At 71.4% G+C, this 16478-nt stretch carries 15 protein-coding genes; 11 read left to right on the plus strand and 4 right to left on the minus strand.

Annotation, left to right across the window (positions count from 1 at the left end; translation table 11 throughout):
* Nucleotides 1-58: 58 nt before the first annotated feature.
* From rpsK to truA, 4 genes are all read left to right on the plus strand, one after another.
* Nucleotides 59-463, plus strand: coding sequence for a 30S ribosomal protein S11 (gene rpsK, locus ACZ6B1_RS09370; RefSeq protein ID WP_003956432.1), 405 nt, complete (start codon nt 59-61; stop codon nt 461-463).
* A gap of 145 nt (nt 464-608) precedes the next feature.
* On the plus strand, nt 609-1631 hold the full coding sequence (locus ACZ6B1_RS09375; protein WP_003966937.1) for a DNA-directed RNA polymerase subunit alpha: 1023 nt from the start codon (nt 609-611) through the stop codon (nt 1629-1631).
* A gap of 163 nt (nt 1632-1794) precedes the next feature.
* On the plus strand, nt 1795-2286 hold the full coding sequence (gene rplQ / locus ACZ6B1_RS09380; protein ID WP_468776425.1) for a 50S ribosomal protein L17: 492 nt from the start codon (nt 1795-1797) through the stop codon (nt 2284-2286).
* A 74-nt stretch (nt 2287-2360) separates the two neighbouring features.
* Nucleotides 2361-3215 carry a tRNA pseudouridine(38-40) synthase TruA gene (gene truA / locus ACZ6B1_RS09385; protein ID WP_468776427.1) on the plus strand — a complete coding sequence of 285 codons (855 nt, stop codon included), beginning with the start codon at nt 2361-2363 and terminating at the stop codon, nt 3213-3215.
* 1 nt (nt 3216) lies between these two features.
* On the opposite strand, the gene ACZ6B1_RS09390 is transcribed toward truA, so the two are convergent.
* Nucleotides 3217-4098 (minus strand): hypothetical protein, encoded by an 882-nt coding sequence (locus ACZ6B1_RS09390; protein WP_468776428.1) that lies wholly within the window; start codon nt 4096-4098, stop codon nt 3217-3219.
* A 288-nt stretch (nt 4099-4386) separates the two neighbouring features.
* Between ACZ6B1_RS09390 and rplM the strand changes: the two genes are divergently transcribed.
* The 3 genes from rplM to glmM all read left to right on the plus strand — a co-directional run bounded on the left by rplM (nt 4387) and on the right by glmM (nt 6923).
* Nucleotides 4387-4830 carry a 50S ribosomal protein L13 gene (gene rplM, locus ACZ6B1_RS09395; protein WP_145879484.1) on the plus strand — a complete coding sequence of 148 codons (444 nt, stop codon included), beginning with the start codon at nt 4387-4389 and terminating at the stop codon, nt 4828-4830.
* A gap of 43 nt (nt 4831-4873) precedes the next feature.
* A complete protein-coding gene (gene rpsI, locus ACZ6B1_RS09400; RefSeq protein WP_004927169.1) occupies nt 4874-5386 on the plus strand; it encodes a 30S ribosomal protein S9 in 513 nt (170 codons plus the stop codon).
* Between the two features lie 178 nt (nt 5387-5564).
* Nucleotides 5565-6923, plus strand: coding sequence for a phosphoglucosamine mutase (glmM, locus tag ACZ6B1_RS09405; RefSeq protein WP_468776430.1), 1359 nt, complete (start codon nt 5565-5567; stop codon nt 6921-6923).
* Here glmM and ACZ6B1_RS09410 read toward each other — a convergent pair.
* Nucleotides 6920-7909, minus strand: a complete 990-nt coding sequence (locus ACZ6B1_RS09410) for a DUF389 domain-containing protein (protein ID WP_468776431.1) — start codon at nt 7907-7909, stop codon at nt 6920-6922. The genes glmM and ACZ6B1_RS09410 overlap by 4 nt on opposite strands.
* A 62-nt stretch (nt 7910-7971) precedes the next feature.
* A complete protein-coding gene (gene coaA / locus ACZ6B1_RS09415) occupies nt 7972-8940 on the minus strand; it encodes a type I pantothenate kinase (RefSeq protein ID WP_468777453.1) in 969 nt (322 codons plus the stop codon).
* A 187-nt stretch (nt 8941-9127) separates the two neighbouring features.
* On the opposite strand from coaA, the gene glmS reads away from it, so the two are divergent.
* From glmS to ACZ6B1_RS09430, 3 genes are all read left to right on the plus strand, one after another.
* Entirely contained in the window at nt 9128-10975 is a 1848-nt protein-coding gene (gene glmS / locus ACZ6B1_RS09420; RefSeq protein WP_468776433.1) for a glutamine--fructose-6-phosphate transaminase (isomerizing), read from the plus strand.
* A gap of 41 nt (nt 10976-11016) precedes the next feature.
* Nucleotides 11017-11388, plus strand: a complete 372-nt coding sequence (locus tag ACZ6B1_RS09425; protein ID WP_143627861.1) for a holo-ACP synthase — start codon at nt 11017-11019, stop codon at nt 11386-11388.
* A 66-nt stretch (nt 11389-11454) separates the two neighbouring features.
* On the plus strand, nt 11455-12897 hold the full coding sequence (locus ACZ6B1_RS09430; RefSeq protein ID WP_468776434.1) for an NAD(P)H-hydrate dehydratase: 1443 nt from the start codon (nt 11455-11457) through the stop codon (nt 12895-12897).
* Between the two features lie 69 nt (nt 12898-12966).
* Here ACZ6B1_RS09430 and ACZ6B1_RS09435 read toward each other — a convergent pair whose 3' ends face one another.
* Nucleotides 12967-15063: a neutral/alkaline ceramidase gene (locus ACZ6B1_RS09435; RefSeq protein WP_468776435.1), complete on the minus strand. Its 2097-nt coding sequence runs from the start codon at nt 15061-15063 to the stop codon at nt 12967-12969.
* Nucleotides 15064-15307: 244 nt separating this feature from the next.
* Between ACZ6B1_RS09435 and alr the strand changes: the two genes are divergently transcribed.
* Nucleotides 15308-16474, plus strand: a complete 1167-nt coding sequence (gene alr / locus ACZ6B1_RS09440; protein ID WP_468776437.1) for an alanine racemase — start codon at nt 15308-15310, stop codon at nt 16472-16474.
* Nucleotides 16475-16478: the final 4 nt, after the last annotated feature.

A 16478-nucleotide genomic window follows, 5' to 3' on the forward strand; every position in this document is an offset into this window, starting at 1 on the left:
AACGCTTCATCAGCGGTCTTCGCTGTAGGACCGACCACCTCCCCGTAGGAGTTTGTAGATGCCCCCCAAGGGTCGTCAGGGCGCTGCCAAGAAGGTGCGCCGCAAGGAAAAGAAGAACGTCGCTCACGGCCACGCGCACATCAAGAGCACGTTCAACAACACGATCGTCTCGATCACGGACCCGTCCGGCAACGTGATCTCCTGGGCCTCCGCCGGCCACGTCGGCTTCAAGGGCTCGCGCAAGTCCACCCCCTTCGCCGCGCAGATGGCCGCCGAGTCGGCCGCCCGTCGCGCGCAGGAGCACGGCATGCGCAAGGTCGACGTCTTCGTGAAGGGCCCGGGCTCCGGTCGCGAGACCGCGATCCGCTCCCTCCAGGCCACCGGCCTCGAGGTCGGCTCCATCCAGGACGTCACCCCCACCCCGCACAACGGCTGCCGTCCGCCGAAGCGCCGCCGCGTCTGAGGCCAGGCTGCTTTCAGGGTCCGGGCGGTACTGCTCCGTAAGGGGCGTACCGCCCGTACCCTTGCAGTACCCGCGCTTTTCACGGGCGCGGTTTCCGTCGGGCGTCAAATAGCGGGCGTCCACGAATGAAGGATCTGATCCACACATGCTGATCGCTCAGCGTCCCTCGTTGACCGAAGAGGTCGTCGACGAATTCCGCTCCCGGTTCGTGATCGAGCCGCTGGAGCCGGGCTTCGGCTACACCCTCGGCAACTCGCTCCGCCGCACCCTCCTGTCGTCGATCCCCGGTGCCGCTGTCACCAGCATCCGCATCGACGGCGTCCTGCACGAGTTCACCACCGTGCCGGGCGTCAAGGAGGACGTCACCGACCTGATCCTCAACATCAAGCAGCTGGTCGTCTCCTCGGAGCACGACGAGCCGGTCGTGATGTACCTGCGCAAGCAGGGCCCGGGTCTGGTGACCGCCGCCGACATCGCGCCCCCGGCCGGTGTCGAGGTGCACAACCCCGACCTCGTCCTCGCCACGCTCAACGGCAAGGGCAAGCTGGAGATGGAGCTGACCGTCGAGCGCGGTCGCGGCTACGTCTCCGCCGTGCAGAACAAGCAGGTGGGCCAGGAGATCGGCCGTATCCCGGTCGACTCCATCTACTCGCCGGTGCTCAAGGTCACGTACAAGGTCGAGGCCACCCGTGTCGAGCAGCGCACCGACTTCGACAAACTGATCGTCGACGTCGAGACCAAGCAGGCGATGCGTCCCCGTGACGCCATGGCCTCCGCCGGCAAGACCCTGGTCGAGCTGTTCGGTCTCGCGCGCGAGCTGAACATCGACGCCGAGGGCATCGACATGGGCCCGTCCCCGACGGACGCCGCCCTGGCCGCCGACCTGGCCCTGCCGATCGAGGAGCTCGAGCTCACCGTTCGGTCGTACAACTGCCTCAAGCGTGAGGGCATCCACTCCGTGGGTGAGCTCGTCGCCCGCTCCGAGGCCGACCTCCTGGACATCCGCAACTTCGGTGCGAAGTCCATCGACGAGGTCAAGGCGAAGCTGGCCGGCATGGGCCTGGCCCTGAAGGACAGCCCGCCCGGATTCGACCCGACCGCCGCCGCCGACGCCTTCGGCGCCGACGACGACGCGGACGCCGGATTCGTGGAGACCGAGCAGTACTGAGCGCTCCGCGAGGAGGCCGGTTCTGCGACTGCGCGGCCTGCCGTGGCCGGCCGCGCAGTTCCCCGCGCCCCTCTGGGGCGCGGGGTCTCCGACAGACAACCGTCTGCTCGGATACTGACCCCGGTACCTGATACGGCCGGGGCAGACACACAGGAGAAGAACAATGCCGAAGCCCACCAAGGGTGCCCGTCTGGGCGGCAGCGCCGCGCACGAGAAGCTGCTCCTCGCGAACCTCGCGAAGGCGCTCTTCGAGCACGGCCGCATCACCACCACCGAGGCGAAGGCCCGCCGCCTGCGCCCGTACGCCGAGCGTCTGGTCACCAAGGCGAAGAAGGGCGACCTTCACAACCGCCGTCAGGTGCTCCAGGTGATCACGGACAAGAGCGTCGTCCACACGCTCTTCACCGAGATCGGCCCGCGCTACGAGAACCGTCCGGGTGGCTACACCCGCATCACCAAGATCGGTAACCGCCGGGGCGACAACGCGCCCATGGCCGTCATCGAGCTGGTCGAGGCGCTGACGGTGCAGCAGAAGGCCGTGGGTGAGGCCGAGGCCGCCACCAAGCGTGCGGTCAAGGAGTCGGACGAGGCCAAGGCGCAGGAGACCACCGAGGCTCCGGCCGAGGCTCCCGCCGAGGAGTCGAAGGACGCCTGAGGCTCTGCCTGACGCGGGAAGCGGGTTCGCCCTCCGGGGCGGGCCCGCTTTCGCGTACTTGAGAGGATTCCTGTGTGAGTGACGAAGTACAGCCCGGACACGTACGCATCCGCCTCGACCTCTCCTACGACGGCGCCGACTTCCACGGCTGGGCCAAGCAGGCCGGTGGCAGGCGGACCGTGCAGGGGGAGATCGAGGACGCCCTGCGGACCGTGACGCGGTCGAAGGAGACGTACGAACTGACGGTGGCCGGGCGGACGGACGCCGGGGTGCACGCGCGCGGCCAGGTCGCGCACGTCGACCTGCCCGCCGAGCTGTGGGCGGAGCACCGCGAGAAGCTGCTGAAGCGGCTCGCCGGACGGCTGTCCAAGGACGTCCGGGTGTGGCGGCTCAGCGAGGCCCCGGCCGGTTTCAACGCCCGTTTCTCGGCCGTCTGGCGGCGCTACGCCTACCGCGTCACCGACAATCCCGGGGGAGTGGACCCCCTGCTGCGGGGCCACGTCCTCTGGCACGACTGGCCGCTCGACGTGGACGCGATGAACGAGGCCGCCCGGGCGCTCGTCGGCGAGCACGACTTCGCCGCCTACTGCAAGCGGCGCGAGGGCGCGACCACGATCCGCACCCTCCAGGAGCTGAGCCTGGTGCGCGGCGGGGACGGGGTCGTCACGGCCACGGTCCGGGCCGACGCCTTCTGCCACAACATGGTGCGCTCGCTGATCGGCGCGCTGCTGTTCGTGGGGGACGGGCACCGGGGGCCGGAGTGGCCCGGGAAGGTGCTGGCCGCAGGGGTGCGGGACAGCGCCGTGCACGTCGTACGGCCGCACGGGCTGACCCTGGAGGAGGTCGGTTATCCCGCCGACGAGCTGCTGGCCGCCCGGAACAAGGAGGCCCGGAACAAGCGGTCGCTGCCGTCGGCGGGGTGCTGCTGAGCTACCGGTTCGCCGCCGCGGAGGCCTGTGCCTGGCCGCGGCGGTGGATCTGGTTGACGGTGAACTGGGCCAGGTCGTCACCGGTGCGGAACACCTTGGTGTCCTTGGTGGTGACGTTCTTGCCGCTGGTGAAGCCGCTGATCGTGAAGTAGGCGTAGCGGCCGTAGGCGTTCGTGGTCGTCCGGCAGACCGCGGAGTCGCAGAAGTTCTTGATGCCCTCGCCGGCCAGGGAGTTCACCAGGCTCTTCTTGCTGCCCGCCTGTGACTTGACCTTGGTGGCCTGTGCCTCGTCGTCGAAGACCGCGACACCGACCGTGACGGCGATGCCGCCGTCGACGTAGCTCACCCGCATCAGCCGGGTGCAGCCGCCCGCCGTGAGGATCTTCGGCAGGTTGCCGCCGGTGGCCGAGGCGCAGTTCCTCGTATCGGCGGTGGCGCCCTTCTTGTACACCGTCTCGCCCATGGTGAGCCGCGTGCCCGGGAAGAGTGTCTCCGGGCTCAGCGGGGCGGTGTCCTTCTTGGCGCTGGCTATGAAGTCCTTCGGGTCCAGCGGCGGCGGGGCGCTGGTGGGCGCGAAGGACGGCGCCGTGGCCGAGCCGCTGGGCAGGGAGGCGCTGGCGGGCAGCTTGGTGGGCGTGCCGGAGGCGCCGTTGTCGCCGTTCGCGGAGACCACGGCCATGGCGACGGCCGTGCCGACGCCGATCGTGGCGAGCGCGCCACCGCCGATGAACAGCAGCCGGCGGCGCTTGTTCCGCGTCTCGGACGCCTCGGCGAGCGCGGCCCAGTCGGGAGTTCCGTCGTCACCCCCGCTGTTCCACGGCTGCTGGGAATTCGGTTTCCAGGGATCCCACTGAGACTGGGGTCCCCCCTGCCCGTAACTCATGGGGCGCATCTTAGACGGGGGGCGGGCGTTACTGGAGCGCGAGCGGCGGCATGCCACCTTTGTCCGTCGGCATGCCTCGTTTTGACCCGTCCGGGGGCGTCCAGGTAATCTGCTTCTTCGTTGTGTATTGGCTTGCTCATTCTCACGGGACGGGCCCTTACACCGGTCCACCAAACCGATGACCAGCAACCCCACGTACGCGGTATGCGTCGCCGCAGTGGCTCAGGCTGTCGTGATCGTTTCGGTGACCTGTTCAGGACCATTCACTCGAAGCGAAGGCTACGAACCGTGCGTACGTACAGCCCCAAGCCCGGCGATGTGACGCGCCAGTGGCACGTCATCGACGCTCAGGACGTTGTTCTGGGCCGTCTCGCCACCACCGCAGCGACCCTTCTCCGGGGCAAGCACAAGCCGATCTACGCGCCGCACGTCGACGCTGGTGACTTCGTCATCATCATCAACGCCGACAAGGTGCACCTGTCCGGCAACAAGCGGACCCAGAAGATGGCGTACCGCCACTCCGGCTACCCGGGTGGTCTGCGCTCCGTCCGCTACGACGAGCTGCTCGACAAGAACCCCGAGAAGGCCATCGAGAAGGCCGTCAAGGGCATGCTTCCCAAGAACACGCTGGGCCGTCAGATGCTCTCGAAGCTGAAGGTCTACAAGGGTGACGTGCACCCCCACGCTGCGCAGCAGCCGGTGCCGTTCGAGATCACCCAGGTCGCGCAGTAAGTCCGGCCACCCCCTAAGACTGACAGAGAATCTGAGGAGAATCGTGGCCGAGACCACTGCCGAGCAGCCGCTCGAAGAGCTTGACATCGACAGCTACACCACCGAGTCCGAGGTCCCCGTCGAGGGTGAGTACACCTCGGAGTCCATGGCCTCCCGCTTCGGCGAGCCCCAGCCGGCCGCCGGCCTGGGCCGTCGCAAGAACGCCATCGCCCGCGTCCGGATCGTCCCGGGCACCGGCAAGTGGAAGATCAACGGTCGCACCCTCGAGGACTACTTCCCGAACAAGGTGCACCAGCAGGAAGTCAACGAGCCCTTCAAGGTGCTCGAGCTCGAGGGCCGCTACGACGTCATCGCCCGTATCGCGGGTGGCGGCGTCTCCGGTCAGGCCGGTGCGCTCCGTCTCGGTGTCGCCCGTGCGCTGAACGAGGCCGACGTCGACAACAACCGCGGCCCGCTGAAGAAGGCCGGCTTCCTCAAGCGCGACGACCGTGCGGTCGAGCGCAAGAAGGCCGGTCTGAAGAAGGCCCGCAAGGCCCCGCAGTACAGCAAGCGCTAATCACGGCGGTCTGCTCGTACTCCGAACGCCCCGGCGGCACGCCTCTGTGCCGCCGGGGCGTTCGTTTATCCCAGCCCAAGGGCGTATAACGACACAAGACGCTCAAAGGCTTGTGTGATCGGGTGTCGTGGCGTCTGCCATGATTCCCGGCAGCATGGACGCTTCCTCAGGAGGACAAGTGGGACGACTCTTCGGTACGGACGGCGTGCGCGGTGTCGCCAACGCGGACCTGACGGCCGAGATGGCGCTCGGCCTGTCCGTGGCGGCGGCGCACGTGCTGGCCGAGGTGGGCACCTTCGAGGGCCACAGGCCGACGGCCGTGGTCGGACGGGACCCGCGGGCGTCCGGGGAGTTCCTGGAGGCGGCCGTGGTCGCGGGCCTGGCCAGCGCGGGCGTGGACGTCCTGCGGGTCGGCGTGCTGCCGACGCCGGCGGTGGCGTTCCTGACCGGTGCCCTCGGCGCCGACCTCGGCGTGATGCTCTCCGCCAGCCACAACGCCATGCCGGACAACGGCATCAAGTTCTTCGCCCGCGGCGGCCACAAGCTCGCCGACGAGCTCGAGGACCGGATCGAGTCGGTGTACGAGTCCCACCGCCACGGCGAGCCCTGGGAGCGGCCCACCGGTGCCGGGGTCGGGCGGGCGCGTTCGTACGACGAGGGGTTCGAGAAGTACATCGGCCACCTCCTCGGCGCGCTGCCGAACCGGCTCGACGGCCTGAAGATCGTCCTGGACGAGGCGCACGGCGCGGCCTCGGGGGTCTCGCCGGAGGTGTTCTCGCGGGCCGGCGCCCAGGTCGTCACGATCGGCGCCGAGCCGGACGGGCTCAACATCAACGACGGCTGCGGCTCCACCCACCTGGAGAAGCTGAAGGCGGCCGTCGTCGAGCAGGGCGCCGACCTCGGCATCGCGCACGACGGTGACGCCGACCGCTGCCTCGCCGTGGACCACACCGGCGAAGAGGTCGACGGCGACCAGATCCTCGCCGTGCTCGCACTGGCGATGCGGGAACGTTCCGAGCTGCGCTCCGACACCGTCGTCGCGACGGTCATGTCGAACCTGGGCTTCAAGCTGGCGATGGAGCGGGAGGGCATCCACCTCGTGCAGACCGCCGTCGGTGACCGGTACGTGCTGGAGGAGATGAAGGAGAAGGACTACGCCCTCGGCGGCGAGCAGTCCGGACACGTGATCATCCTCGACCACGCCACGACCGGGGACGGCACGCTGACCGGGCTGCTGCTGGCGGCGCGGGTCGCGCAGACCGGCCGGACGCTGCGCGAGCTGGCGTCGGTGATGGAGCGCCTGCCGCAGGTCCTGGTCAACGTCCCGGACGTGGACAAGTCCCGGGTGAAGACGTCGGCCGACCTGGCCGCCGCCGTCGCCGAGGCGGAGCGCGAGCTGGGCGAGACCGGGCGCGTGCTGCTGCGTCCCTCGGGGACCGAGCCGCTGGTGCGGGTGATGGTCGAGGCGGCCGACATCGACCAGGCCAGGTCCGTCGCCGGACGCCTCGCCGACGCGGTGAAGTCGGCCCTGGGCTAGGCCTTTTCGGCCGAGCCCTTTCGGCTCGGCCCTGCCGGCCAGGCCCCTTCGACGTTCGGCCGCTGCCGTCGCTGCCTGGCCCAGAACCACTTCTGGGTCAGGAGGGTCGCGATGCCGGCCAGGACGATGCCCAGCAGGTTCAGCAGGAGCTGGTTCGTCGAGCCGACCGTCTGGCCGGTGTCGCCGTAGGCGAGGGCGACGGCCGCGTTGGCGGCGGCGGGCACGGTCGTCACCGAGATGGCCACGCCGACCAGCGCGCCCGACTTGGCGGAGGTCAGGGACAGGGTGCCGGCGATCCCGGCCAGCACCGCCACGACGAACGAGAAGGCGTCGGGGGCGTAGACGAACGCCGTGTTGGGGCGCTCCCCCTCCAGCTCGGACCGGTGGAACAGTCCGATGGCGTCCATGAACAGGCTGAAGCCGACCGTCACCGCCATCGCCGCCGCGAAGCCCACGAGCAGCGCGGTCACCGAGCGCAGCGCCAGGCGCGGGCGGCGCTGCACCAGGGCCGTGCAGATGCCGGCCAGCGGACCGAACTCCGGGCCGACCGCCATCGCGCCCACGATCAGGACCGCGTTGTCCAGCACCACGCCGCAGGCCGCGATCATGGTGGCCAGGGTGAGGAACGCGACGTAGGTGACCGAGAGGGTCGACTCCTCGTGCGTCGCCTCCGTCAGGTGCTCCCACAGCACCGCGTCAGCGGCCTCGCCGGGCGCCTCGTCCTCGGCCCGGTCGGCCCGCCGGGACAGCGACAGGTCGATGTTCTCGACCGCGATGGAGCCCGTCCGCTCCAGGTCCAACCGCTGCAGGGCGCTGAGGAGTTCGTCGCCCGCCTCGCGTGCCACGTCGCACTGGACGACGTCCCCTGCGGGGTTGCGGGCGGCCCCCGGAAGCACGACGAGGTGGGCCGTGCCGACCGTCGTCTCGATCAGCCGCACCACCTCGTCCGTCTTGTCGGCCGGGGTGATCAGGCGCAGATGCAGCATGGCGCCTTTCTAACAGGCTTCCACGCACACGCCACACCTAGGGCCTGTCCGGCGGACAGACCCTAGAGCTTGCGCAGCCGCAGCCGCTGCACCTTGTGGTCGGCGCCCTTGCGGACGACGAGGGTGGCGCGGCCGCGGGTGGGCGCGATGTTCTCGACCAGGTTGGGCTTGTTGATCGTGCGCCACAGGGTGCGGGCGTAGTCGAGGGCCTCCTCCTCGGACACCTGGGTGTACTTGCGGAAGTACGAGTCCGGGTTCTGGAAGGCGGTCCGGCGCAGCTTCCTGAAGCGGTTGAGGTACCAGCTCTCGATGTCCTCGGCGCTCGCGTCGACGTACACGCTGAAGTCGAAGTAGTCGGCGAGGCCGACCCTGGTGCGGCCGTCCTTGCCGGGGAGGGCCGGCTGCAGCACGTTGAGTCCCTCGACGATCAGGATGTCCGGGCGGCGCACGGTGAGCCGGCTGTCCGGGACGATGTCGTAGATCAGGTGCGAGTAGACGGGGGCCGTCACCTCGTCCTTGCCCGCCTTGATGTCGGCGACGAAGCGGGTCAGGGCCCGGCGGTCGTACGACTCGGGGAAGCCCTTGCGCGACATCAGGCCGCGGGACTCCAGCTCCCTGGTGGGCAGCAGGAACCCGTCGGTCGTCACCAGCTCGACGCGCGGGTGCTCGGGCCAGCGGGACAGCAGGGCCTGCAGCAGCCGGGCGACGGTGGACTTGCCGACCGCCACCGAACCGGCGACTCCTATCACGAACGGGGTGCCGGACTGGGAACCCTGTTCGCCGAGGAAGGTGTTGAGCGCGCTTCGCAGGCCGTCCGTGGCGCCGACGTAGAGGTTGAGCAGGCGCGACAGCGGGAGGTAGATGTCCCGCACCTCGTCGAGGTCGATGACGTCACCGAGTCCGCGGAGCTTCTCCACCTCCTCGGCGGTGAGCGGCAGCGGCGTCTTGTCCCGCAGCGCACTCCATTCGGCACGCGTGAGGTCGACGTAGGGAGTCGCCTCCGGCCTGGACCGGTGGGCGCTCCTGGGCATCGGGGAGACCGGTGAGATCACAGTCCATTGTTAACGGAGTTTGAACGGGGCTGCGGGGTGGGGTGCGTCACGTGCGCGCACCGGCGCGGACCCGGGCTTGGCGGGTTCCTCCTGCCGCGGTGGGAATTTCTGATTTCGGGCACGCGGCGGCTCTTTCGGGGGGCCGGTCGCCCGTAGGCTGCGGCACATGTGCGGAATCGTGGGATACGTGGGGTCGCAGTCGGCGCTCGATGTCGTGATGGCCGGGCTGAAGCGGCTGGAGTACCGGGGTTACGACTCGGCGGGTGTCGCCGTGCTCGCGGACGGCGGGCTGGCCGCGGGGAAGAAGGCCGGGAAGCTGGTGAACCTGGAGAAGGAGCTCGTCGACCGGCCACTGCCGGCGGGTACGACGGGTATCGGCCACACGCGCTGGGCCACCCACGGCGGTCCCACGGACGCGAACGCGCACCCGCACCTCGACAACGCGGGCCGGGTCGCCGTCGTGCACAACGGCATCATCGAGAACTTCGCGGCGCTGCGCGCCGAGCTGGCCGAGCGCGGGCACGAGCTCGCGTCCGAGACGGACACCGAGGTCGTCGCGCACCTGCTGGCGGAGGAGTTCTCGTCCTGCGCCGATCTCGCCGAGGCCATGCGGCTGGTGTGCCGGCGCCTGGACGGCGCCTTCACTCTGGTCGCGGTGCACGCCGACGCGCCGGACGTGGTCGTGGGCGCCCGCCGCAACTCGCCGCTGGTGGTGGGTGTCGGCGAGGGCGAGGTGTTCCTGGCCTCCGACGTCGCCGCGTTCATCGAGCACACCCGCTCGGCGATCGAGCTGGGCCAGGACCAGGTGGTGGAGCTGCGCCGGGACGGTGTCACGGTGACGGGCTTCGACGGCCGTCCCGCCGAGGTGCGTTCGTACCACGTGGACTGGGACGCGTCGGCCGCGGAGAAGGGCGGCTACGACTACTTCATGCTCAAGGAGATCGCCGAGCAGCCCAAGGCGGTCGCCGACACACTGCTCGGGCGCATCGACGCGGCCGGTTCGCTGACGCTGGACGAGGTCCGGATCACGCCGTCGGAGCTGCGCGAGGTGGACAAGGTCGTCATCGTCGCCTGCGGTACGGCCTTCCACGCCGGCCTGATCGCCAAGTACGCCATCGAGCACTGGACGCGCATCCCGTGCGAGGTGGAGCTGGCGAGCGAGTTCCGCTACCGCGACCCCATCCTCGACGGGCGCTCCCTGGTCATCGCCATCTCGCAGTCCGGCGAGACCATGGACACCCTGATGGCGCTGCGGCACGCACGCGAGCAGGGCTCCAAGGTGCTGGCGATCTGCAACACCAACGGCTCGACGATCCCGCGTGAGTCGGACGCGGTGCTGTACACCCACGCCGGGCCGGAGGTGGCCGTCGCCTCCACCAAGGCGTTCCTGACCCAGCTCGTGGCGTGCTACCTGGTGGCCCTGTACCTGGGCCAGGTGCGCGGCACCAAGTGGGGCGACGAGATCAGCGCCGTCATCAAGGACCTGTCCCACATCGCCGGCGCGGTCGAGCAGGTGCTGGAGACCATGGAGCCGGTACGGGCGCTCGCCCGGTCGCTGGCCGGCAAGAACACGGTGCTGTTCCTGGGCCGGCACGTGGGCTATCCGGTCGCCCTGGAGGGGGCGCTCAAGCTCAAGGAACTCGCCTACATGCACGCCGAGGGCTTCGCGGCGGGCGAGCTGAAGCACGGCCCGATCGCCCTGATCGAGGAGGACCTGCCCGTGGTGGTGGTCGTTCCGTCGCCGCGCGGCCGGTCGGTGCTCTACGACAAGATCGTCTCCAACATCCAGGAGATCCGGGCGCGCGGGGCACGGACCATCGTGATCGCCGAGGAGGGCGACGAGGCCGTGGTGCCCTACGCCGACCACCTGATCCGCATCCCGGCCACGCCCACCCTGCTGCAGCCGCTGGTGGCCACGGTGCCGCTCCAGGTCTTCGCCTGCGAGCTGGCCACGGCCCGGGGCAACGAGGTCGACCAGCCGCGGAACCTGGCGAAGTCCGTCACGGTGGAGTGACCTGCCCACGGCCGCGCACCCGCGCGCCATAGGGTCTGCCCATGAGCATCATCGGGGTCGGTATCGACGTCGCCGAGATCGATCGGTTCCGGGCGTCGCTGGATCGGACGCCTGGGCTGGCCGATCGGCTGTTCGTCGACAGTGAGTTGCTGCTGCCCAGCGGGGAGCGGCGCGGCATCGCGTCCCTCGCGGCACGGTTCGCCGCCAAGGAGGCGCTGGCCAAGGCGCTGGGCGCGCCGCCGGGGCTGCACTGGACCGACGCCGAGGTGTACGTCGAGGACAGCGGGCAGCCGCGGCTGCGGGTGAAGGGGACCGTCGCCGCGAAGGCGGCGGAACTCGGCGTGCGCTCCTGGCATGTGTCGCTCAGCCACGACGCCGGGATCGCCTCGGCCGTGGTGGTCGCCGAGGGCTGAGCGCCGCGGGTGGCTCCGCCAGGCCCCGGGTGTGGCGGGTGGCCTTTCCGGGGCAGACTCGAAGCCATGCGTACTGCGTACAGCGTGGAGACGGTGAGGGCGGCCGAGCGGGAGCTGATGGCGCGGCTTCCGGAGGGCGCGCTGATGCAGCGGGCCGCCGCGGGGCTGGCCGCCGCCTGCGCCGACCTGCTCGGGCGGGTCTACGGCCGTCGGGTGGTGCTGCTGGTCGGGAGCGGGGACAACGGCGGGGACGCGTTGTACGCGGGTGCCCGGCTGGCACGGCGGGGCGCCGGCGTCACGGCCGTACTGCTGGCGCCGCCCGAGCGAACCCACCCGGGCGGTCTCGCGGCGCTGCGCAGGGCGGGCGGCTCCGTCACGGTGCCCGGCCGCGCCGAGGGCCTCATCGCGCGGGCCGACCTCGTGGTGGACGGCATCGTCGGCATCGGTGGCAAGGGCGGGCTGCGGCCGGAGGCCGGGGCACTGGCCGACGCGGTCGAGCGGTCGGGGGCCGCCGTCGTCGCGGTGGACCTGCCGAGCGGTGTGGAGGCCGACACCGGGGAGGTGCGGGGCGCGGCGGTCCGGGCCGACCTCACCGTCACCTTCGGCACGCACAAGCCGGGGCTGCTGATCGACCCGGCGCGCGAGTACGCCGGAACCGTGCGGCTGGTCGGCATCGGGCTCGGCCTGCCGCCCGTCGCCGAGCTGGAGGCGCTGCAACACGCGGACGTGGCCCGGCTGTTGCCGCGCCCGGCGGCGGAGAGCGACAAGTACCGGCGGGGCGTGGTCGGGATCGCCGCAGGGTCGGCACGCTATCCGGGGGCCGCCGTGCTGGCCGTCTCCGGGGCGCTGCGCGGCGGGGCCGGTGCCGTGCGGTACGTCGGGCCCGCCGCGGACGCGGTGATCGCCCGGTTCCCGGAGACGCTCGTGTCCGACCGGGGCCCGGCGAAGGCGGGCCGGGTGCAGGCGTGGGTCGTCGGGCCCGGTGCCGGGGACGACGCGGCGACCGTGGCGGAGGTGCTGGACGCCGATGTGCCGGTGCTGCTCGACGCCGACGGGCTGCGGCTGGCGGAGCGGGACGCGGTGCGCGGGCGTACGGCGCCGACGCTCATGACCCCGCACGCGGGGGAGGCGGCGGCGCTGCTCGGGGTGCGCCGGGAGGAGGTCGAGGGAGCCCGGCTGGCCGCGGTGCGGGAGCTGGCGGCGGTGTACCGGGCGACCGTGCTGCTGAAGGGGTCGACGACGCTGGTCGCCGACCCGCGGGGCGGCGCGGTGCGGGTGAACGCCACGGGCACGGGCTGGCTGGCCACCGCCGGGAGCGGTGATGTGCTGTCGGGGCTCGCCGGGTCGCTGCTTGCCTCCGGGCTGTCCGCACTGGACGCGGGGAGCGCGGCGGCGTATCTGCACGGGCTGGCCGGGCGGTTCGCCGCCTCCGGGGCGCCGGCCGGGGCGCACGACATCGCGGAGCGGCTGCCCGAGGCGTGGCGGGACGTCCGCGACGCCCTGGGCTGAGCACAGCCGGGCGGACGAGGGTCCGGCACACCGTGGGGGAGGCGGGCCGGGCCCCTCGCCGGCTGTGGGTCAACGCACTGTGAAAGCGGGTGACTTACCGGTGATCGGGGTGATGGTGCCGAGCAGGTTCCGCGCGTCGCCGTGGTACACGATCCGGTACGTGCCGGGGGTGGTGCCCTGCGGGATGTCCCAGGTGATGGTGACCTTGGAGGCGGCGACGCCGTAGCGCTCCCAGTGGAACCTGGTCGCCCAGTCGCCGTCGTCGGCGATCCGGTGCCAGGTCCCGCCGGAGTCCTGCCGCTGGATCTCCAGGTACGTGTCGCCCCGGTGCAGGTCGTTGCCCGGGTGGGCGCCGGCGAAGACGACCCGGGCCCGGTCGCCGGCCTGGTAGCCGTCCTGGGGTGTCTCCAGCACGTCCCCGAACGACTTGAGGACCGGCGGCGCGTCCAGCACCACGCCGGGCTGCAGGGACAGGGCCTTGCCGGACAGGTCCGGTGCCTTGGGGCCGGCGGGCACCTGGGCGCCGTCGCGGAGCGCGGTGGCGAGAGCGGCCGCCGTCTGCTGGAGCGCCGGGAGCTGCCAGCGGCCGAACAGGGTGCTGCCGCCCTCGTACTGCTGGGAGTCGTACTCCTCGGGGGTGGTCAGGTAGTGGAAGTACGAGTTGGCGTATCCGGCGACCAGCACGTCCTCGAGGTCGGCGCCGACGATCGCGGCGACCGTGCGCCGCAGCCGCAGCCCCGCGCAGATGGTGACCTCGCCCGGGATGCCGACGAGGTACAGCCGGCCGATGCGCACCAGCATCACCGGCACCCGCTCCTGCACCCACGGGTAGACGCGGTTCATCTCACCGATGGGCACGAGGACGTCCTTCGGCGCCTGTGCCTCCTTCAGCTCCGGCGAGACGGTGTAGACGACGGAGTCGGACACCGCGTCCCAGAAGGGGTTCTCGCCCTCCTCGAATCCGGGGAAGGCCGGCCCGTCCTCCATGCTCCCGGCGGCCATGGAGGCGCCGATGCAGGGCTTCGAGGTCCGGTGGGTCCGCCCGTCACCGGTGAACTCGGGGCCCACCGTGACGTCGGAGAGGTCGATGTGGACCAGCCGGGAGTCCACCGGGCCGGACAGTCTGACGCCCGGCTGGTGCAACTGCGCCGCGGCGGCCTCGTACTGCCGGAGCCCGCTGGCGTGGGTGTGGGCGAAGTCCTCCGGCGTGGTCGGGGGCTCCAGGTCGAGGTTGGGGGACATGTCGCCGCTGTTGGTCTGGGCGAATGCCGAGACGAACGCCGGGGAGCCGTCGGCCAGGTAGTCGACGCCGTTGACCTCCCGCTCCCAGTGGTAGGCGGCGAACCCCTTGTTGTCCGCGCTGATCAGGCGGTTGTCCCCGGACATGCTGGTGCCGTGCACCGGGAACCAGTTGATGGCGCCCACCGCCCGGCCGGCCCGCTCCACCCGCAGCAGCGTGGTGTGCGGGTCGACGGCGTCCGGGAAGTGGTCACGGTCGGCCTTCGGGTTGCGGTCGAAGGCCACCCGGGAGCGGTTGGCGCTGGCTCCGGTCAGGGTCCCGTGGCTGAGGACCAGGCCGGACGGTGCCAGATCGTCGTGGGCGCGCCGGGCGGCCTCGACGAGACCGTCCGCCACGGCGTCGAAGGTCTTGCGGTGGAACCCGAACGTGGTCGCGTTGTACAGCAGATGGTGCGAGTAGCCGCCGGGGCCGGCGTGGGTGTGGGTGGCGGTGATGAGCACGTTCTGCTCGGTGTAGAGGTCGCCGTACCTCGCGGCGAGACGCCGCAGCACCTCCTGGTGCACGCTCTCGAAGATCATCGGCGAGTCCGCGACGATCAGCATGACGCGCCGGCCGGTGGCCCGGTCCACCACCACGAACCCGCGGGCCCGCAACCGGGTGTGCAGCCCGGCGGCCTGCTGGTCGAACCGGCCGTAGCCCATCATGCCGACCTCGGCGACCTCGCCGGTGGCGTCGGCGACGCCCCGCCCGACGAGGTAGGCGGTGTCACCGCCGGACGGGGTGTCACCCGCGGACGAGGTGCCGTCGGCGGTCGCGGCGCCGGCCGGGCTCGGGCCGGCCAACTGGGCGCCCGCCAGGCCGAGGCCGGTCAGGGCTCCGGCCGCGAGGACGGTACGCCGGCTGCGGGCAGGGCGTTCCGTGGTCATCTGCTGCTCCTCGGCTCGGTGGGGGGTACGAACGCGAAGTGACGAACACGCCAGGAACTTGAACAATGTTCAAGTTTTCCGTGCGCCATTGCTACACCTGCCGCCGAGGTCGCCGCAAGACTCGTGCGGCGACCTCCACGCGGCCGCCGTGTCTTCGCCGCGGCGTCCGCGCGGGCACCCTGCGACGGTCCTTCGGCCGGTGCGCCCGGGGGCCGCCGCGGTCCTCTGAGACACTGGGGGCGCCATGAGTGAGACTGTTGCTGAGCCGACCGCGCCTCTGCGGGCCCGGGCCGAGATCGATCTGGCCGCCCTGCGTGCCAATGTGCGGGCCCTGCGCGCCCGTGCGGAGGGCGCGGCCCTGATGGCCGTCGTCAAGTCCGACGCGTACGGCCACGGGGCGCTGCCGTGTGCCCGCGCCGCCGTCGAGGCGGGCGCGACCTGGCTCGGCACGGCCACGCCGGAGGAGGCGCTCGCGCTGCGCGCCGCCGGTCTGGACGTCCGCGTCCTGTGCTGGCTCTGGGTGCCCGGCGGGCCCTGGCGGCAGGCGGTCGAGGCGGACATCGACGTCTCCCTCAGCGGGATGTGGGCGCTGCGCGAGGTCACCGAGGCCGCCCGGCAGGCGGGCCGGCCCGCGCGTGTCCAGCTCAAGGCCGACACCGGGCTCGGGCGCAACGGCTGCCAGCCCGATGACTGGCCCGAGCTGGTCGGCGAGGCCCTGCGGGCCGAACGCGAGGGCCTGCTCCGGGTCACCGGTCTGTGGTCGCACTTCGCCTGCGCCGACGAGCCCGGGCATCCGTCCATCGCCGCCCAGCTCACCCGGTTCCGGGAGATGGTGGCGTACGCCGAGGAACGGGGCGTGCGGCCCGAGGTGCGGCACATCGCCAACTCCCCGGCCACGCTGACCCTTCCGGAGACCCACTTCGACCTCGTCCGTCCGGGCATCGCCATGTACGGCATCTCGCCCAGCCCGGAGATCGGCACCCCGGCGGACTTCGGCCTGCGCCCGGTGATGACGCTGAGCGCGTCGCTGGCGCTGGTCAAGCACGTCCCGGCCGGACACGGCGTCAGCTACGGCCACCACTACGTCACCCCGGGCGCGACCACCCTCGGCCTGGTCCCCGTCGGCTACGCGGACGGCATCCCCCGGCACGCCTCCGGCACCGGACCGGTGCTGGTGGACGGCAAGTGGCGGACCGTCGCGGGGCGGGTGGCCATGGACCAGTTCGTGGTGGACCTCGGCGGGGACGAGCCCGAGGCCGGGGCGGAGGCGGTGCTGTTCGGTCCCGGAGACCGCGGTGAGCCCACCGCCGAGGACTGGGCGCAGGCCTGCGGCACGATCGCGTACGAGATCGTCACCCGGATCGGAACGCGTGTTCCCCGCGTCCATGTGAACGGGCACCAGGAGGGGTAATCCC

Source organism: Streptomyces sp. NPDC041129 (genome assembly GCF_055592265.1).